The sequence below is a fragment of the Mesorhizobium sp. M1342 genome, from assembly GCF_040317955.1.
In the GTDB taxonomy this organism is placed as follows: Bacteria; Pseudomonadota; Alphaproteobacteria; order Rhizobiales; family Rhizobiaceae; genus Mesorhizobium.
Genome location: NZ_JAMYLI010000016.1, coordinates 126,769 through 146,752 on the forward strand (window position 1 = coordinate 126,769; position 19,984 = coordinate 146,752).

Consider the following 19,984-nt stretch of genomic DNA (forward strand, 5'->3'; position numbering starts at 1 on the left):
GGCCCGTGTCCAGACGCGCCCGCTCTATAACAGGTTATGATCGCCAGTAGACAATGTTCACGGCCCGGGCAGATATCGATCGCGCCGATCCTTCAGCGGTCTTCCGGAGCTGGAAAACAGGCGTCGAAGGCCGCATCGACAATGGCCAGCTTGGCGGCCTGGACGGTCATGTACTCCTGGTAGAAAGTGTTCGATACCCACATCACCGAATGGCCGCGCTGGCCGAGCCAGCCGATGCTGCCGAGTTCCTCGGCAGCGCGCAGCTTGCGGGCGAGGTGGGTCCGCGACAGCTTGAGCCATCTGGCGAAATCTCCGATCGAAACCACGCTGGTCGGAATCCGGTCCAGGCCGGCATGATCGGGGTCGATGCCCGACATCAGCCAGTCCATGACGATGCCGCCATTGTTGAGCCAGATGAACAGGGAAAAAGTCTGGTTGGGCTCGCGCACCGGCTTGGAGGCAAGCAGGCCGTCCGCCACCAGAGGCTGCAGCCTGACAACCATGTCGGGCCGCTCCAGGAACCTGGCCAGCCGGTTGCCACCGTCGAGATGATCCAGCGTCTGCAGATGGGCAAGGACCCAGCCGGTGAAAGTCTGCACGGTTGCCGCCGTTGGCTGCAAAGGGTGCGTGCGCCCGTCGCCACCCGAAACATACTCGGCGACATGATAGTGCAGCATCTCCTTGATGAAAGCGTCCGCCGTGTTGCGGCTGGCCACCGCGTGCTGGTGTACGAACTCGATGAAACGCGATACCGTCAGCTCCTTGCGGCGGTCGTGCGGATCGCGCCTGAAATGCATGGCAAGGCCGACATGACCCATCAGCCAACGCTGCTGCGTGGCGAAAATGGAAGCCAGTCGCGGGCTCGTTTCATAGATGTTGATCAGCGCCAACGACTGTGCCTGGACACAGCGATGCAGGGCCGGATGGCCGGCAATGTCTTCCAGATTCAGCGCCATCCTCCTCATGTTCCGAGTTAACTCCAACAGCGGAGTCGCGTCCACATTTTCCAGCCTTCGATAGCTGTGTCCAGAGGCACCAAATGCGAAGAGCAAGCCCAACCCGAACATGGGGCCGGCCACGATCGGTTCATGGGATCCGCTAACCGATTGCTATGGCTTGGAAAACCCCTCCCAATAATAGTCAGCCGGAGGGCCGCCCGTTGAATTGACCTTCACCAGGGCCCGGCATAGTTTCCGCGACATCCGAGCGGCGGGGGCACGCCTTCCCGGAAGTGAGTTCGAAAGCAGAAGCCAATTAACGAGCGATGAAATCTCGCGCGGTGGCGAAGCTTTGCCGAACTCTACCTCGAAGGACGAGTGATTGAGTGAAGTATACAAGCAAGATCGCGGTTGGCAGAGATAACGACTGTCACCCAGTTTTCGGCGGGCTGGCAGCCCGTAAGGGATGGTTGATCCTGTTTGCCGTCTCGGCGTGCCTGTGGCTTCAAGCCGGCGCGTTTGCGCAGACAGCCAGCCAGATCACGCCGCCCAGCTTTCGGCCGCCGCCGGCAGCCAACACGGCAGGTGTTTCCATTCCCGAAGGTGAGGGCCTCGAGGCGCCGGCGGGCGCCGGGAAGCTCAGGGTCAAGCTCGGGGATGTCAGGGTCGAAGGCGGCTTGCCCGACATGGCTGACGCAACACGCAAGATCGTTGCCGGCCTTGCGCACCGCACGGTGACGGCGGCGGAAATCTTTGCTGCGGCGCGAAAACTCGAAACCGAATATGGACGGGCCGGCTATGCGCTGGTGCGGGTGGTGCTGCCGGCGCAGAAGCTCAACTACGGCGCAGGGCTCCGGCTGGTCGTCGTCGACGGCTTTCTCGAACGGATCGACACCAGCAATCTGCCCGAGCGCATACGCGGGCGGGTCGAGGCAACGCTGGCGCCGCTCGTTGGACAAAAGAGCATCAAGCTGTCGGCGATCGAACGCAAGCTGCTGCTGGCTGGTGATACGCCCGGCGCCCGGCTGCGCTCGACCTTGCAGGCCGGGACAGCCAAAGGCGCCAGCGTGCTTGTCATCGACGGCAAATATCGCCCGATCGGCGGCCAGGCGACCGTGGACAACTCGTTATCGCCGTCGTTGCAGCGCTGGTCTACGGGCATCGGCGTCGATTTCAACTCATTGCTCGGCCTCGGCGAACTCGTCTATGTCAGGGCAGGCGGCTACCCCGATGGCGGCGAGAGCGGCCTGTTCACGGATGGCCCACGCAATCGCAATTATGCCGCCGGCATCGTCGTGCCGATCGGCTATGACGGGCTGACGCTCAACCTGGAAGCCAGCCGCACGCAGGCCAATCCGACAGCCGAGCCCGGCACGCTCGGCTTCGGCAGCGCCTTCGAGCGTTATTCGGCGCGGCTTCGATATCCCTGGATCCGCAGCCGTGCGCTTACGATCAGCACCGAACTGTCCTTCGACGTGCAGAACGACACGCTCGACGCGGTGACGCCGATTTCGCTGCCGATCGCCGAGGACCGGCTGCGCATTGCCCGGCTCGGTCTCGACGGCACCTGGTTCACACCGCTTGGCGGTGTCTTCATCGGCAATGTCGTTGCGTCGTTCGGCATCGACGGGCTCGGCGCGCGCTCGGCCGCCGATGCCACGCCGCTTTTGCCGCTGTCGCGCCAGGGGGCCGACGCGGCGTTCCAGAAGCTGGAGGTCTCCGCCAGTTACAGCCAGCCGCTGGCTACCCATCTCGGCCTCGACCTCTACGCCCGCGCGCAGACCTCGTTCGGCAAGCCGCTGCTGCAGTCGGAACAGATCGGGCTGGTCGGGGCGAGCGGCCTGTCGAGCTTCGACGCCGGCGCGCTGCAGGGCGATTCCGGCTATGTGCTGCGCGGCGAGCTGTCCTCACCCTGGTACGTGCCGTTCACTGGCGGCATCGTTTCGGTGTCGCCCTACGTGTTCGGCGCTGTCGGCCAGGTGCATCTCGAAATGCCGACCGCGCTCGAGACGGCCAACATCGTCGGCGCGTCATACGGGCTTGGCCTGAAGGTCGGCACCGCGCTGGCGGGCGACGCGACCAACGCCAGCCTGACGCTGGAATGGGGCCGCCAGCATCGTGACGACCAGTTGCCGACAAGCGATCGCTTTTCGCTCAGCGGCGCCGTCCAATTCTAGAGAGATGACCATGCAGCGCAAAGCCCACCTCCCACGGCGGCACCTGAACCGCACCGGCGCGCCGTTGATGGCGCTGCTTTTGACGTCGACGGCGCTTGTCGGCTTCACGTCGGCGCGGGCACAGGAACTGCCGACCGGCGGCAGCGTAGCATCCGGCGGCGTCACCATCGCCAACCCATCGTCGTCGCAACTGAACATCAGGCAGTCGACCAGTTCGGCGATCGTCAACTGGCAGAGTTTTTCGATCGGTGCCGGCGCGACAGTCACTATCGACCAGCCATCATCCTCGGCAACGATGCTGAACCGCGTCACCGGCGGTACCAAATCGACCATTGCAGGCCAGCTCAATGCCAATGGCCAGGTGTTCCTGGTCAATCCCAACGGCATTGCCATCTCCAAGACCGGCAAGGTTAGTGCCGCCGGCTTCGTCGCGTCCTCGCTGGGCATCAGCGACGAGGATTTTGGGGCCGGAAAGCTGGAATTCGAGGGCAAGGGAGCTTCAGCCGCCGTCTCCAACCAGGGTGCGGTCAGCATCGGGCGTGGCGGCTATGCCGCATTGATCGGCGGCAGCGTCGACAATGCCGGCTCGATCACCGTGCCGCTTGGCAAGGTCGGGCTCGGATCGGGTGAGAAGGCAACACTTGATTTGTCCGGCGACGGCTTCCTGCAGGTTTCCGTGCCGAGCAAGGCTGACGGCAGCAATGCGCTGGTCAGCAATTCCGGCTTGATCAGTGCCGATGGCGGGCTGGTCGAACTCAAGGCGGCTGCGGTGCGCGATGCCGCACGCCAAGCCGTCAACATGTCCGGTGTCATCGAGGCACGCACGGTGTCTGGCCAATCCGGTGCCATCGTGCTCGGCGGCGATGAAGGCTCGGTCGAAATCACCGGCATGCTCGACGCTTCGGCCCAGACCGGCGGCAAGGGCGGCAAGGTCACGGTCACCGGCCGCAAACTGAAGCTCAGGGCGGCCAAGGTCGATGCCTCGGGCAAGGATGGCGGCGGCACGGTCAGGATCGGCGGTGACAAGCAGGGCAAGGGCACCTTGCAACGCGCGGTCGCAACCGAGATCGATGCGAAGACGACAATCAGTGCCGATGCGACCGGCAACGGCACTGGCGGCACGGTCATCGTCTGGTCCGACGCGCAAACAAAATTCGCCGGCAAGATTTCCGCACGCGGCGGCGATGACGGCGGCAATGGTGGCTTCGCGGAAGTGTCCGGCAAACAGCGCCTCGACTTCACCGGTGAGGTCGACCTGCGGGCACGGTTCGGCGACACCGGCGACCTTTTGCTCGATCCCTACAACGTCACTATATCGAACGCTGCCGGCAACACCGGCGGCAGCATGTCCGCCAACACCAATGACAGCGTCATCAACGTCACCACGCTGCAGAACCTTCTTGCAACGGCAAACGTCACCATCTCGACCGGCAGCGGCGGTTCCCAGGCCGGCGACATCACCATTGCCGCGCCGATCGCCTGGAACACCAACACGCTGACGCTCAGCGCCTCTCATTCGATCGTCTTCAATGCGAACGCCACGATCGGCGGCGTCGGCGGACTGGCGCTCATCACCAACAATGGCGGCACCGGCGGCACGATCTCCTATGCCTTGGGCGCATCGGCGACCTTCACCGGCACGCCCGGTGCGCAGGCGCTGTCGGTCAACGGCCAGAGCTACACGCTGATCTATGATGTCAACGGCCTGCAGGCGATCAACAGCGGGCTCACCGGCAGCTACGCGCTGGCCAAGAATATCGATGCCAGCTCCACGTCCAGCTGGAATAGCGGTCTCGGCTTCATATCGCTGGGCACCGACGGCAACAGCAACATCCAGAACGGCGGCAACGGCTTCACCGGCTCGTTCGACGGGCTCGGCCACACCGTCGACAGCCTGTCGGTGACGCAGTCCGCTGCCCAGTATGTCGGCCTATTCGGCTATATCGGCGCGGGCGGCCTGGTCCAGAATGTCGGCGTCACCAATGTGACGGTCCGGGGGTTTAGGACCCTTGGCGGGATCGCCGGGTTCAATGCCGGCACGGTGGCCCAGAGTTATTCGACTGGTCAGCTGTTCACCACGCAATACGGGTCCACCTCAGGCGGTCTGATCGGCGAGAACGATGGCGCACTCTCCGACAGCTTCTCGACAGTGGTCATCAACGCACGCGACACAAATGCCGCGGGCGGCGCGGTGGGCTTCAACAATTTCGGCACCATCGATCGCGTCTATGCCATGGGCGCTGTCGATATCGGCAGCGGCGGCGCGGCCGTCGGCGGCCTCGTCGGATCGAATTATGGCTATTCGTTTGTCGGCGAGGGCGGCAGGATAACCGACAGCTATTCGACCGGCGCGGTCAGCGGCGGATGGAATGTCGGCGCGTTCATCGGCAACAACCTTTACGATGGCGTGGTCACGGGCGCGTACGACACGTCGACATCCGGCCCCTACAACACCACATCCAGCGCCAAGCCTGCGATCGGCGGTGGCACCACCGGCCCCAATGTCAATGTCGTCGGCCTGTCGACCTCCAGCTTCCAGAATGGCGGCGCCAATGGACTGAGTGCCGCCTTTGGCGGCGGGACTGGCGGCCTCTATCCCTATCTGAAGAGCTTCTACCCCAATGGCGTTCAGGCGATCTCCGGAATTGCTTACAAGGATGCCGGCAACACGCCGCTGATTTCCGGTACCGGCCAACCCTATTACACAAAGAATCCCGGGCTGGTGTCCGTCGTCTCCGGCGGCGTGAACCTCGGCACAGTCTCGACCGGCGTCAACGGCTACTATTATCTCGCTCTGCCGGCCGGCGCGGTCTCGAACTCGGTGCTCGCTTACACCGTTGCCGAAGCGGACTCGGGCGCCAAGAATGGCGTGACCTTCCGGACCGGCCTGTCCGGCAGCAATGTCTCGAACCTCAACGTCTATGGCGACTGGCGGCTCGACGAGGCGGATGGCTCGATCGCCTCGCTGTCGGCGCTGAGCAGCGCCTATAGCGCGGCGATTGGGTCAGCCTCTGTCGGCAGCCTGTCCTTCGCCAATCGCCAGATTGAAACCGCAGCAGCCACCTTCGCCCTCAACCAGGCGCTGTCGGTCGGCACCGGCACGCTGGCGCTGTCGTCGAACGGCGTGGTGACGCAGACTAGTGGCCTGACGGCGGCGTCGCTGGTTCTCGGTGGCACGGGTAGCTTCACCCTGACCAACGCCGGCAACCAGGTCGGCAACGTCGCCGGCAGCGCCGGTTCCAGTCGATCTGCGCGATGGCGCAAGCCTGACGATCGCCAGTGCTTCCAGCGCCCGCGGGGTTACGGCGACCGGGGTGAACACCACCGGTTCGGTGAAGCTTCAGACGACGGGCGATTTGACCATTGCGGCAAATGCGACAATCAGCGGAACGGATCCAGTGCTCTCGGCCGCTGGCCTGTTCGTCAACAACCGGGGCAGTGACGCCGTCGCCGCCACTAGCGGACGCTGGCTGATCTATGCGGCAAATCCCACCGGCAATACATTCGGCAATCTGGACAGTGGCAACACGGCCGTCTGGAACACGTCGGCGGGTGGTCCGGTGAGTGCGACAGGCAACCGCTATGTCTTTGCCTATCAGCCGACACTGACCTTCAAATCCAGCAATGCGACCAAAACCTATGGCGATACCGCCCTGCCGGCACTGACCTATTCAGTGGCGGGCTACCAGGCAGGCGTGATCGGCGCCTATCTCGGCGACACCGCCGCCACGACCTTCAGCGGTGGCCCAAGCGTCACGTCCGTCAACCCGCCGGGCAATACACAGGTCGGAGCAGGATCCTATGCAATCACCGTCGGCGCCGGCAATCTCGCGGCGTTGAGCGGCTATGGCTTCGCCTACAACAGCGCGGGCCTGCTTACCATCGGCAAGCGCGCGGTGACGGTGACGGTGACGCCGGGCCAGGGCAAGATCTATGGCGATGCCAATCCATCATCCTATGCATACACCGTTTCGGATCTCGGCGCCGGCACGGCTCTGGTCGGTAGCCTTAGCCGCACGGCAGGGAACAGCGCCGGGACTTATGCCATCAACCAGGGCAGCATCACCAACACCAGCAATTCGAACTACGACATCACCTATGTCGACGCCAATTTCACCATCGCCAAGCGCGCGATCACGGTAACGGCCGATGCCAAGAGCCGTACCTATGGCAACTCTAATCCGACGCTGACCTATCAACTCACAACAGGCAACCTCGTCAGTGGCGACAGCTTGGGCGGTTCTCTGACGACATCGGCGACGACGGCATCCGGTGTCGGCAGCTACGGCATCGCGCAGGGCACACTCAACAACAACAACTATGCGATCAGCTATGTCGGCGCCAATCTGTCGGTTACGCCGCGCGCGATCACGGTGACGGCGAATGCCAAGAGCCGTGCCTATGGCGACGCCAATCCGGCGCTGACCTATCAGCTGACATCAGGCAATTTCGTCAATGGCGACAGCCTGAGCGGCGCACTGGCAACAACGGCGACGACGGCATCCGGTGTCGGCAGCTACGGCATCACGCAGGGCACACTCGCCAACGGCAACTATACGATCAGCTATGTCGGCGCCAATCTGTCGGTGGCGAAGCGCGCCATCACGGTGACAGCCGATGCCAAGAGCCGCATCTATGGCGATGCCATTCCAACGCTGACCTATCAGCTGACCACGGGCAATTTCGTCAATGGCGACAGCCTGAGCGGCGCGCTGGCGACGTCGGCCACGACAGCATCCGGTGTCGGCAGTTACGGCATCACGCAAGGCACACTCGCCAACAGCAACTATGCGATCAGCTATGCCGGCGCCAATCTGTCGGTGACGAAACGGGCGATCACGGTGACGGCCGATGCCAAGAGCCGCATCTATGGCGACGCCAATCCGGCGCTGACCTATCAGCTGACCTCGGGCAATTTCGTCAATGGCGACAGTCTCGCCGGTGCGCTCGCTACAACGGCCACGACAGCATCCGGTGTCGGCAGCTACGGCATCACGCAAGGCACACTCGCCAACAGCAATTATGCGATCAGCTATGTCGGCGGCAATCTCGCGTTGACCCCGCGCGCGATCACGGTGACGGCCGATGCCAAGAGCCGCATTTATGGCGATGCCAACCCGGCGCTGACCTATCAGCTGACATCAGGCAATTTCGTCAATGGCGACAGCCTGAACGGTGCGCTGGCGACGTCGGCAACGACAGCATCCGATGTCGGCAGCTACGGCATCACGCAGGGCACGCTCGCCAACAGCAACTACGCGATCAGCTATGTCGGCGGTAATCTGGCGGTGACGCAGCGCGCCATTACGCTAACGGCCGATGCCAAGAGCCGTGTCTATGGCGATGACAATCCAACGCTGACCTATCAGCTGACCTCGGGCGATTTCGCCAATGGCGACAGTCTGAGCGGTGCGCTGGCAACGACCGCCACGGCATCATCCGATGTCGGCGGCTACAGCATCACGCAAGGCACGCTTGCCAACGGCAATTACGCCATCAGCTATATCGGCGCGGACCTTTCGGTGACACAGCGCGCGATCACGGTCACGGCCGATGCGGGCCAGAGCAAGATCTATGGGGACAGTGATCCGCTGTCCTACGGCTATGCGGTTTCCCGTCTTGGCGGCGGGACGGCGCTGGTCGGCACGCTTGATCGCGCCGAGGGCGAGAATGTCGGGACCTATGACATTGGCCGCGGCACCCTCAGCGATGCTGCCAACGGCAATTACGACATCACCTATGTCGGTGCCGGTTTCAGCATCGGCAAGCGATCCGTGACCGTCACTGCCAGCTCGGGTCAGGGCAAGACCTACGGCAATGCCGATCCGTCGTCCTATGGCTACACCTTCACCGATCTCGGCAATGGTGCGGCGCTGGTTGGCGCTCTCGACCGCACGACCGGCGAAGATGTCGGCGCCTATCAGATCGGGCAGGGCACACTCGCCAACGCGGCCAACTCGAACTACGACATCAGCTATGTCGGCGCCGATTTCAGCATCGGCAGGCGTGCCGTGACAGTCACGGCCAATTCGGGCCAGGGCAAGATTTACGGCGATGCCGACCCGTCCTCCTATGGCTACACCAGCACCGATCTCGGCAGTGGTGTGGCGTTGGTCGGCGCTCTCGATCGCGCCTTGGGAGAGAACGCCGGAGCCTACGCGATCGGCCAGGGCACGCTCACCGACAACGCCAATGCGAACTACGAGATCAGCTATGCCGGTGCCGACTTCAGCATCGGCAAGCGGGCGATCACTGTGGTGGCGGATGCGCAGAGCCGGCCCCAAGGCATGCCCAATCCGCCACTCACCTATTCGATCGGCGGTCTGGGGTTGGTCAACGGGGATACATTCCTTGGCGCGCTCTCGACTGAGGCGACACCCGCTAGCCCTGCTGGCAACTATGCCATCGAACAGGGGAGCCTGACCCTCTCGGCCAACTATGAGCTGACCTATGTCGGTGCCGATCTGGTGGTCTCGCCGCCCAACACCGTGCCGGCACCGGATGCGGCCAGCACGGTCGCGTACAACGCCGATGCCCATACTGCCGGCGGGCCGGCTCGGGTTTTCTTCACCGGGCAGCCGGTGGATGGCGATGCGCAAACGCTGGTCGAAGACCCGCGGCTTGACGGTCCCGCCTTCTGCCAGGGCGTGGCGGACGCAGCTTCCGTCTGCAGCGTTGCCTCGGTCCGGTAGAAAATGGGGACGCCTTGACCGCGTTGCCGGCGAGACTGTCGGGCAGCTATCCCATCGCCAGGGCGGCATCACCAACGCCGCCAATCCGAACGGCGATATCACCTATGACCTAATGCCATGGCCGCCTGGGACCCGGCCGTCCTTGCCGCGTTTGCCACGGTCCGGTGAGCGTGCGGGCGACCACGATTTGACGCGGTCAATTATCACCTCTCACATCGGCGCTATTTCGTCAGCCGATCATGCACGATGAACCGGCCGGCTTTCGCCGGCCGGTTGCTCCGATCGGGATCAGCCGCAGACGCGGACCTCTTCGATCACCCTGTGGTGGTGGCGCCAATGCTTGACCAGTTCGATATGGCAGCGATGATGCCGGTGATGGCGGCGATATTCGCCGTACCGGTATTCGCCATTGTCATACTGAACATTCTGGTCGCCATCATACTGATCGTCATAATAGCGATCGCGGTGATGACGGCGAATAACGATCCCACTATCGGAATCGTCATCCGGCAAATATCGGTCGCCGTCGTCGGACTGGATGGTCACGCTTGCCGCTTGCGTCGGCGCAGTGATCGCCGCGGTCGCGGCCAATGCCAACAGGGAAGCCAGAATCAGCTTTTTCATCTCGTCCTCCTGCGTATTCAAGACATGTTAACTCGCGGAAGAACCGGGCGTTCCGCCTAATTTTACACGCTTTGCGACGCGGAAGACATCAAGGCGTTATCGTCCACCCGCTCCAGGCGCACGAAGGCCGTCAGCGGCAGGTGGTCGGAGGCAACGCGCGAAAGCGGCGTGTCATGCGCGTTGATGGCGGCAATCATGCCGTGCCTGTTGGCCATGATCCGGTCGAGCGCCAGCAGCGGCAGGTTCGACGGGAAGGTGGGGACCGCCGGCGGCTGCGGGCCGAACGTCGCATGCAGCGTGTTGAGAGCGGAGCGGTTGCCGAGCCGCCATTCGTTGAGGTCGCCGAGCAGCAAGGTCGGTCTTTCGTCCGGGCTGTTCATCAGGTCGAGCACGACGCGCGCCTGCTGGGAGCGCGAGCGGCGCAGCAGGCCAAGATGGGCGGCGATGATGCGCAGCGTCCGGCTTCCATCGAGGTCGATTTCCGCCACCACCGCGCCGCGCGGCTCCAGTCCCGGAAGCTTGATCTGGTGCACGTCGCGAACGACGCCCTTCTTGAACAGCAGGACGTTGCCATGCCAGCCATGGCCCTTGCCGGTGGCCGAAATCGGCACCGGAATCAGGCCGGTTTCCCGCTCGAGCCGGGGCAGGTCGAGAAGCCCGACACGGTCGCCGAAGCGATTGTCGGCTTCCTGCAGCGCAATGACATCCGGATCGATTTCGCGGATGACGCGGATGATCCGCTCCGGGTCGAATTTCCTGTCGACGCCGATGCATTTGTGGACATTGTAGGAGGCAACCAGCGTGCCGGTGGTGGCTGTCGTCTTGAGTGCTGCGGCGTTAGCCTTCTGCATCCGGCGGTCACGAAGGGACAGAAGCATGCTTGCCGGGAGGCTGCGTCCAATTCTGTGCATCTCTGTGCTGCTCGTCCTCGCTGGTTTCAATTCAGAAGCGGGATAAAGTGAAAATAGGCAATTTCGGCGTATGTTCCATGACAGACGAGTTCCTCAAGCACACCTCCGCCTTAGAGATAGGGTGAACCGAGCCATAGTACCCGGTCGAACAGCCTGATAAGAAACGGCCGGGCTCGCAAGGCTTCCAGCGTCACCGGCACGGCGGAGGCAATCGCCGACCCGATCCGCGTCTCGATCTCGCTGGCAAAGCCGGCATCGAGCACCTCCAGGTCGATCTCGAAATTCAGCCGCAGCGATCGGGCATCAAGATTGGAAGATCCGACATAGGCCCACACGCCGTCGATCGAAAGCAGCTTCGAATGGTCGAACGGTCCCTCGGTTCGCCAGACACGGCAATAGTGTTTGAGCACCTGATCGAACTGCGCCATCATCGCGCGGTCGACGAGGAAAAGATTGTTCACCGCCGGCACCACGATGTCGATTTCGACCCCGCGCCTGCCGGCGGTGATCAGCGCGCTGATCAGTTCCCGATCCGGCAGGAAATAGGGCGACATCACGCGTATAGACTTGCGGGCGACCGAGAATGCACCGATCAGCAGCTTGTGGTTGGTCTCGTTGCTGGCATCCGGGCCGGACGCGACTGCCCGCACCATCATCGGTGCGCCTGGCGGTGGCGACAGCGGGGCGATGCGCCAGGCGTCGCCCTTCAGCGCCTCGTTGGTGGCGAAGCGCCAGTCCTCGGCGGCGACCGAAAAGAGGTCGGCGACGATCGGACCGGTCACCCGGAAATGTGTGTCCCTGGCGCTGTTGGAGCCGGCGAATTCGGCTGAGAAGCCTTTTCGGATGTTCATGCCCCCGGTGAAGGCGGCGATGCCGTCGACCACCAGGATCTTCCGGTGGGTCCTCAGATTGGCGTAGGGCAGGCGCAGGCCCATGACGATGTTGCCGTTGAAGACATCGGCGGGGATGTTGGCCTCGCGCAAATGCCCCAGGATGCTCGGCACCGAGTAGCGGGCGCCGACGGCATCGATCAGCACGCGGACGGTGACGCCGCGCCGGACGGCGCCGGCCAGCGCCTCGACGAAGAGCAGGCCGACGGCGTCATTGTCGAAAATATAGGTCTCGAGCAGGACGCTGCGCTCGGCGCCATCGATCGCCGCGCACATGGCGGCATAGGCCTCGTCGCCGGTCTCCAGCACATCGATTGCATTTCCAGGATTGAGCGTGCGCCGCGCCACCCTGTCGCCCAGTGTCCGCAAGCCCGTGAACCGTTGCCCGTAGCGCTCGACGATCAGGGCCTCTTCGACAGCGACGTTGCGCTCGTGCTTGGCGGACACCGCGCCGTCGGCAAACGGGCGCTGGGCGGTGATCGTGGCGCGGCGGATGCGGTTGATGCCGGCGATGGCATAGATCAGCACGCCAAGGATGGGGGACAGCACCATCACGCCGACCCAGCCGGTGGCGGCGCGGACATCTTCCTTGGTCATGACGGCATGGACGATGCCGACCGTCGCCATCACCACGGAGATGATGGCTAGAATTTGAGGCCAGTGAGTCGCCAGGGTCTCCAACATGCCGAGACTATCCAGCGAGCGGTTGCAGAAGGCAATGCAGCCGCTCGTGCCGCGCATTCGGTGGATGGTGGCATGCGGCCCTGGCTGAAGAGTTCGACCAGCCGCAGAGATCGATGGGTTGAAGCACCCCGATAGATCCTGTTCAGAAGGACAAACCTGACCAGAGGAAGCATAGAGCCTGGCATCGTCCTGTTCTGCCCGGGGCCTCCGAAGCCTCTTATGCTTTGGTACCACCTCTATTGTATATCAGGAGGAATGATTTTAGTGATATAAACACTTTGATTGATGGCGAGGGGGGCGCCGAATGATGAAATTCAACTTCGATGGACCTCCCGGCGATGACGCAGCTGCCGACACGTCGGCAGAATGCCAACGCCAATTGCTGCCTCTCGTCCGTGAGATCGTTCAGGCAGCCGTCGCTGCCGGGTGGAGCGAGGAAGACGTTCTTCTGGGTTTTGTGGAACTTACATGGGATTTGTATGAGAATCGTCGCGACGATCTGCAATGACCGGCGGCAAATCCGGTAGCTCTACATTGTTGAATGGCCGCCGAAATGGCCAAACTGTCCCCTGAAGCAGGGCCCCGAATTCAGGTCAACCAGAGGCCTCGCGGCAGTTGGCAACTTTTGCGCACGCAGCTTTTCACGATAGGAATTTTTTCTTGACTCGATGACCTCAGCTATAGTACATATTCGCCCATGGTGCTGATTTGCGCCAGTGACCCGCCGCGCAGGCGGGTTTTTCGTTGATGCTCCGTCAGCCAATGCGCCGGCGAAGGTGTCGAAAAATGTTCCAGTCCCTCCCTTGTGACTGGTTCCTCTTATCCCGAACAAAATTTTTTCTTTGCGTACGGATGTTATTCACTATCCGCGGCATGTGCGTTACGCTGGGTCCGGGTCGGGCTAAGGGGGATTTCAGGCAGCGGACAAAGCGGCAGAGGCCAGGCATGAAAAATACGGACGATGCTCGGGACAGCGGCGATTCCCGGGGCGTCAATCGAGAACGGACAGCTCGATATGTCCTGGACATAATTCCTGAAAGCGCAGGTCCCAGGAGGGCCACCACGCGGAGGAGTGTCATATACTCCGTCCGCGATCCCGTCCCGCAGAAATTCCTGGCCAAGAAGCATTCCACCGGAATTGTGCTGAGGCCCGCACGCGGAATGAGAGCCTCGCCCGGCAGCGACAAGATCACGGAATACGTGGCGCGGCGCGTGCGGGAATATCTCGACGAAAACGTCGTGCGAAAAGTCATCGCCGAATTGGCATCCTTCGCAGGGGTTTCATCCAACCATATCATAGCAACGTTCGGCGTGCCGCCGCATTGCGGTGAGTTGCCGATTGCCGAAGTCGCCTGTCTCGCCGGTTCTTCGGATCGGAGCCATCTGCCTGTGAGAACGCCGACCGGGGCCGGGCATGCTTCCCTCAAGAACTGAGGGCCCGGCCATGGCAAAATGGCAACGCCTGCTCGCCCGCGACGCAAGACCGGAATTTTCTACAAGGCTTGCTGAGTTTTTCAAAATACGTCCCGCTGCAAATCTGCCCCAAGCTCCGCAGGAGTCCTCTGGAATGTCATGCAGTCCGCGCATTGTTCGCCGTCCGGCCGGAACGATCCGATGAGTGGCGATGCCGGTCAGCTTCGATCAATCACGAATTGTTTTTCAGGGGAACATGGAAGGAAGCCTTGGGTTGAACCTCATCTGGGACGTATCGGGAGGCCGAAAAATGCCGGGCGATGATGGTTTCCCCGGACCGGTTTCCGGAACCAACTCGCGACAGCCGACGCTCAACGCGAAAGGCGGGCTTTCCGTCCGCGCCGCGCGCCGCGTGCAGCAATTCCTGGACGAGAACTTTACGCGCAAGCTGGCGCTGGCTGATATGGCCGCGGTTTGCGGGCTTTCCCCCTATCATTTTGTGCGGGCTTTCTCGATGACGTTCGGAATGCCGCCGCACCAGTACGTCCTCGACCTGCGGCTGGATTTCGCTGAAAGACTGCTTGCGGACAGCCGCATGACGATCGCGGATATCGCCCACTCGAGCGGGTTTTCAAGTCAGAGTCATTTTACCACCGTGATGAAGAAATACCGGCAGAGGACGCCGTTGCAGGCACGGGTGGGAAAGCTTAACGCCAAGGTTAGGTGAGGCGACGCTTATTTCATTGCTTGGTTTCTTGGTTTTAAAGCATTGGCTAAGGTAACAAGCCGTTAACCTCTGTAGGTTTGCTACGCTCTTTTCTCACAAGGCAGCAATTTCGTGAAATACCGTGGGCAGGAATCATGTCTTCCTGCGGTGGAGCGGAATTGTCAGACATTTCGTGCCGGCCAGCGGAGAGGGAACCATGACCGACAATCACATTTCGAACGGCTCGCTTCTTGTTCAGCGTCGCGCGGCGCATTTCGCCGGGCACTGGATCGCGGGGGCCGATCATGGCTCACGCTCGACGCGCCGCCGCTTGATGGCGGTGCTGCGCATGGCGCATCGGGTGCTGGGCCTCGGCCGCAAGAACATGGGACTGGGAACATTGGGCGTCGGCGGCAGTGTGCGTTCGGCGCTGGCCTCATCCGTCAGCCCGGCCAGCATCATCGGTGGCCTGGCGGCGATCGCCGCGCTCGGCCTCGCCACGCCCGCGCAGGCACAATATCAGGCCGGCGGCGGGTCGGCGACCGCTCCCGAGGCCGTGGCGATCGGAAACGGCTCAACCGCCAGCCTTAACTGGGCCATAGCGCTCGGCTTCCAGGCCAATTCGTCGGCGCAATACGGGATCGCTATCGGTCGCACAGCATCGGCTACCGGTACCGGCGGCGCGATAGCACTGGGCTCCGCCACGGTCTCGAACAACATCAATACGGTAGCGATCGGCGTCAACGCCAATGCCACCGGTGCCGGCGCCAGCGCGCTCGGCACCTTCTCCGTTGCTTCGGGTGGCAACTCCACCGCAGTCGGCGTCAGCTCCCTGGCCAGCGGCAACATATCGTTCGCGGGAGGCTGGGGGTCCCAGGCCACCGGGACGCGCGCCATCGCGATCGGGAGCCAGGCGGTCTCGTCGGGACTGGACACCGTTGCCCAAGGTACCAACACCATTGCAAACAGCCAGAATGCCATCGCTGTCGGCTTCCAGTCGACCGCAACCGCGATAAATGCCGTCTATCTCGGCTCGCGTACTGGCGCCGGAACCGGAGCGCTGGCCCAGAGTGCCATCGCCATCGGTACGGATGTGACGGCGTCTCAGGTTGACTCCACTGCGATCGGGCGCGCGAGCAAGGCAACGGGAACGTCCGCCATAGCGATGGGCGCGACCTCGATTGCGAGCGGCTCTGCCAGCACCGCGGTCGGCAACGCGTCCGCTGCCAGCGGCATAAACGCCTCCTCATTCGGGACGGGTGCAAATGCGATAGGAGACAATTCTCTCGCAGCCGGCGTCAGTGCCAACGCCGGCGGCGTCGGCAGCACCGCGCTCGGCATAGGTACGTCGGCTGGCGGCGCCAGTTCGGCAGCCGTGGGCTTCCAGGCCCAGGCCGCCGGCACCAATGCCGCAGCCGTTGGTCCCCAGGCAAATGCATCGGCGATAAACTCGGCAGCGTTCGGCAACGTCGCCACGGCTTCGGGCCAATTCGCGCTGGCCCTGGGCAATTCGGCCGTATCGAGCGGAGTAGGCTCGGTCGCGGCGGGCTCTGGAGCCCAGGCCACGGACGTCTCCACCACGGCTTTGGGTAACAACGCCGCGGCGACCGCCGCAAATGCCAGTGCGCTGGGATTGGGCGCCACGGCCAGCGGAGTGTACGCCACTTCGCTCGGTTCCACATCCAAGGCCACCGGTGCCCGTGCGTTCGCCGGTGGCCGTTCGTCCACTGCGGGAGGCGACGACTCCATTGCCATAGGCACGACATCCATCGCGACAGCGGCGAGCTCGACAGCAGTTGGAGCGGGCGCTGTGGCACAAGACGTCAATGCGATTGCCATCGGTACCGCCGCCGGCGCTATCTCCGCCGACTCCGTCGCCATCGGCACGGGCGCGACCGCCGATGGCGGCAAGGCGGTCGCGATCGGCTACGGCAACGTTGCCTATGGCGACGGCGCGGTCGCCATAGGCGATCCGAGCTATGCCAGCGGCACCGGCGCCTTCACCGGTGGCGCCAACAACATCGCCAACAGTGACGGCACGGCGAGCGCCACCGCGGCCAATACGGCCAACGGCGCCGTCGCCATCGGCAACAACAACAAGGCCATCGGGCAGGGCTCGGTGGCACTGGGCAACGGCTCGACCGCGGGTGCGGCCGGCCTCGCCGGCAATGTCGCGCTGGGTAATGGCGCGACAGCGGCGGCGAGCTCCGGCGACGTGGCGCTCGGCTCCGGCTCGGTGACCACCACGGCCGTCGGCACGGCGAGCGGCGTGGTCAACGGCACGACCTACGCCTTCCAGGGCACCAACCCGCTCTCGACCGTCAGCATCGGCGCGGTCGGTGCGGAACGCACGCTCACCAACCTGGCGGCGGGGCGCGTCAGCGCGCTCTCGACCGATGCGATCAACGGCTCTCAGCTCTTCGCCACCAACCAGGCCGTCGACGCCATTGGCGTCACGCTCAGCAACATCAATGTCGGCGGCGGCATCAAGTATTTCCACGCCAACTCGACCCTGGCGGATTCACAGGCTCTCGGAACGGATTCCGTCGCGGTCGGCCCGAACGCCGTGGCCAACAATGACGGCGACGTGGCGATCGGCCTGAATTCGACATCGGGCGCAACGACCGCCGTCGGTGGCACAACGATCGGCGGCGTCAACTACACCTTTGCCGGCGCCACACCGGCCGGTGCCTTCTCGGTCGGCTCGGCGGGCGCCGAACGCCAGATCCAGAATGTCGCGGCCGGGCAGTTGAACGGCGGTTCGACCGATGCGGTCAATGGTTCGCAGCTCTTCGCCACCAACCAGCAGGTCACGCAGAATACGACCGATATCGCCAATATCGGCAGTGGCGTGACCGATCTCGGCAACACGATCAACAACATCGCCGGCGACACGTCGACCGCCTATACCGACGCCAATGGTGTGGGCATCCGCTACGCCCGCACCAACGAGGCAGGCTTGGCGCAAACCGATTCCTTCGCACAAGGCGTCGGCTCCACCGCCGTCGGCTACCAGGCGACCGCCACCGGCGTCAGCGCACTGGCGCTCGGCCGCGACAGCAATGTCAGCATCGACGGCGGCGTGGCGCTTGGCTCGGGTTCGGTCTCCGATCGCGCGATCGCTCCGCTTACCGGGCAACTGCCCGCCGGCCCAGCCAACTTCATCCAGTACAACACGACCGACAAGACGCTGCTCGGCGCCGTTTCGGTCGGCGACGCTACCTCGTATCGGCAGATCACCAATGTGGCCGACGGCACGCAATCTCAGGATGCGGTAACGCTTCGGCAGCTGCAGGGCGCCATCGCCTCCGTCTCGGTGACGTCGACGAAATACTTCCATGCCAATTCGGCGGCGGGCGACTCGCTGGCGGTCGGCGCGGAATCGGTCGCGGTCGGCCCGACGACGGTCGTCAACGGCGACAACGGCATCGGCATCGGCAATGGCGCCACTGTCGAGCAGGATGCACCCGGCGGCACAGCGATCGGCCAAGGCGCCCACGTGATGCTGGCCGACGGCCTGGCGCTCGGCACCAATTCGCTGGCGTCCGGCATCCAGTCGGTGGCGCTCGGCGCCGGCGCCCAGAGCACCTTCATCAACAGCGTTGCGCTCGGCGCGCAGTCCATCACCAGCGTCGGCGCGCAGGCCGGCTACACGGCCTTTGCGCTCGCCGGTTCGCAGACCTCGGTCGGCGAGGTGTCGATCGGCGCCGCCGGGGCCGAACGCAAGCTCACCAACGTCGCGGCGGGCTCGGCCGATACCGACGGCGTCAACGTCTCGCAATTGCGCGGCGTGACGCAAAACGTCAGCAACCTGTTCGGCGGCGGCACGACCGTCAATCCCGACGGCTCCATCACCGGCCCGACCTACACCATCCAGGGCAACAATTATTCCACCGTCTATGACGGCTTCACGGCCGTCGACAATGCGCTGACCAGCATCAGCAATGGCGGCGGCATCAAATATTTCCACGCCAACTCGACGCTGGCCGACAGCATCGCCGGCGGCACCAACGCCGTGGCGATCGGGCCGGAGAGTGTGGCGAGCGGCACCGACAGCCTGGCTGCGGGACATGGCTCGACGGCCACCGGGCAGGGCGCCGTCGCGCTCGGCCAAGGCGCCAAGGCCAACAACGCCAACGATGTGGCGCTCGGTTCCGGTTCGGTGACACAGACCGCCGTCGGGACCTCCAGCACCGTCATCAACGGCAAGACCTACACTTATGCCGGGACGACGCCGACCGGAACCGTCAGCGTCGGCGACGCCGGCGCCGAGCGGACGATCACCAATGTCGCCGCCGGCCGCGTCGATGCCGGCAGCACCGATGCGATCAACGGCTCGCAGCTCTACGCCACCAACACGGCGATCGAGGATCTGAAAGCCGGCGTCGGAAACCTTACCCAGAACGCGGTGACCTATGACACCCAGGGCGGCAACAAGACGAACACCATCACGCTGCAAGGTGGCGACGTCAACGCGCCGGTCGTCATCTCCAATGTCGGCCCCGGCGTCAAAGGGACCGATGCGGTCAACGTCGACCAGATGAACCAGGGCCTGACCGCGGGCAAGAGCTATACGGACAACCGCGTGGCCTACGCTATCGATACGTCCAACGACTACACCGACAAGGTGGCGGTCACGACCTTGCAGCAGGCCAACGACTATACCGACCAGAAGCTCAGCCAGCTCAATTCGGACATCAGCGGCATCCGCGACGAGGCGCGGCAGGCGGCCGCGATAGGCCTTGCGGCCGCCTCGCTGCGCTATGACGACCGGCCCGGAAAGCTGAGCGTCGCGGCGGGTGGCGGCTTGTGGCGGGACGCAGGCGCGTTCGCCTTCGGCGCTGGTTACACCAGTGAAGACGGCCGCATCCGGGGCAATCTGTCGGGCACGGCCGCGGGTGGGCATGTCGGTGTCGGCGCCGGCATCAGCTTCACCTTGAACTGAGGCA

At 63.7% G+C, this 19,984-nt stretch carries 11 protein-coding genes; 7 read left to right on the top strand and 4 right to left on the bottom strand.

The features are described 5' to 3' along the window. Positions 1 to 92: 92 nt before the first annotated feature. The gene (locus tag NKH06_RS18345) at positions 93 to 956 is read right to left on the bottom strand and encodes a hypothetical protein (RefSeq protein WP_164893012.1); all 864 of its coding nucleotides are present in this window, start codon (positions 954 to 956) and stop codon (positions 93 to 95) included. A 368-nt stretch (positions 957 to 1,324) separates the two neighbouring features. On the opposite strand from NKH06_RS18345, the gene NKH06_RS18350 reads away from it, so the two are divergent. From NKH06_RS18350 to NKH06_RS18360, 3 genes are read left to right on the top strand one after another with little or no spacing between them, the layout of a single operon-like run. Then, positions 1,325 to 3,115: a ShlB/FhaC/HecB family hemolysin secretion/activation protein gene (locus NKH06_RS18350; RefSeq protein WP_352892952.1), complete on the top strand. Its 1,791-nt coding sequence runs from the start codon at positions 1,325 to 1,327 to the stop codon at positions 3,113 to 3,115. Positions 3,116 to 3,125: 10 nt separating this feature from the next. After that, on the top strand, positions 3,126 to 6,557 hold the full coding sequence (locus NKH06_RS18355; RefSeq protein ID WP_352893631.1) for a two-partner secretion domain-containing protein: 3,432 nt from the start codon (positions 3,126 to 3,128) through the stop codon (positions 6,555 to 6,557). Then, positions 6,514 to 9,807, top strand: a complete 3,294-nt coding sequence (locus tag NKH06_RS18360) for a beta strand repeat-containing protein (RefSeq protein WP_352893632.1) — start codon at positions 6,514 to 6,516, stop codon at positions 9,805 to 9,807. The genes NKH06_RS18355 and NKH06_RS18360 overlap by 44 nt, the downstream gene beginning before the upstream one ends. Positions 9,808 to 10,095: 288 nt before the next feature. Here NKH06_RS18360 and NKH06_RS18365 read toward each other — a convergent pair whose 3' ends face one another. The 3 genes from NKH06_RS18365 to NKH06_RS18375 form a co-directional block, all read right to left on the bottom strand. Then, a complete protein-coding gene (locus NKH06_RS18365) occupies positions 10,096 to 10,431 on the bottom strand; it encodes a hypothetical protein (RefSeq protein ID WP_128304944.1) in 336 nt (111 codons plus the stop codon). Between the two features lie 62 nt (positions 10,432 to 10,493). Then, positions 10,494 to 11,342 (bottom strand): endonuclease/exonuclease/phosphatase family protein, encoded by an 849-nt coding sequence (locus tag NKH06_RS18370; protein WP_352722599.1) that lies wholly within the window; start codon positions 11,340 to 11,342, stop codon positions 10,494 to 10,496. A 110-nt stretch (positions 11,343 to 11,452) separates the two neighbouring features. Then, positions 11,453 to 12,916, bottom strand: coding sequence for a phospholipase D-like domain-containing protein (locus NKH06_RS18375; protein ID WP_352441926.1), 1,464 nt, complete (start codon positions 12,914 to 12,916; stop codon positions 11,453 to 11,455). A gap of 304 nt (positions 12,917 to 13,220) precedes the next feature. On the opposite strand from NKH06_RS18375, the gene NKH06_RS18380 reads away from it, so the two are divergent. The 4 genes from NKH06_RS18380 (at position 13,221) to NKH06_RS18395 (ending at position 19,980) form a co-directional block, all read left to right on the top strand. Beyond that, positions 13,221 to 13,424, top strand: coding sequence for a hypothetical protein (locus tag NKH06_RS18380; RefSeq protein WP_164779989.1), 204 nt, complete (start codon positions 13,221 to 13,223; stop codon positions 13,422 to 13,424). Between the two features lie 437 nt (positions 13,425 to 13,861). Further along, positions 13,862 to 14,350 carry a hypothetical protein gene (locus NKH06_RS18385; RefSeq protein ID WP_352722597.1) on the top strand — a complete coding sequence of 163 codons (489 nt, stop codon included), beginning with the start codon at positions 13,862 to 13,864 and terminating at the stop codon, positions 14,348 to 14,350. A 190-nt stretch (positions 14,351 to 14,540) separates the two neighbouring features. Next, positions 14,541 to 15,056 carry a helix-turn-helix domain-containing protein gene (locus NKH06_RS18390; protein ID WP_352866544.1) on the top strand — a complete coding sequence of 172 codons (516 nt, stop codon included), beginning with the start codon at positions 14,541 to 14,543 and terminating at the stop codon, positions 15,054 to 15,056. Between the two features lie 313 nt (positions 15,057 to 15,369). Further along, positions 15,370 to 19,980 carry a YadA-like family protein gene (locus tag NKH06_RS18395; RefSeq protein WP_502896764.1) on the top strand — a complete coding sequence of 1,537 codons (4,611 nt, stop codon included), beginning with the start codon at positions 15,370 to 15,372 and terminating at the stop codon, positions 19,978 to 19,980. Positions 19,981 to 19,984: the final 4 nt, after the last annotated feature.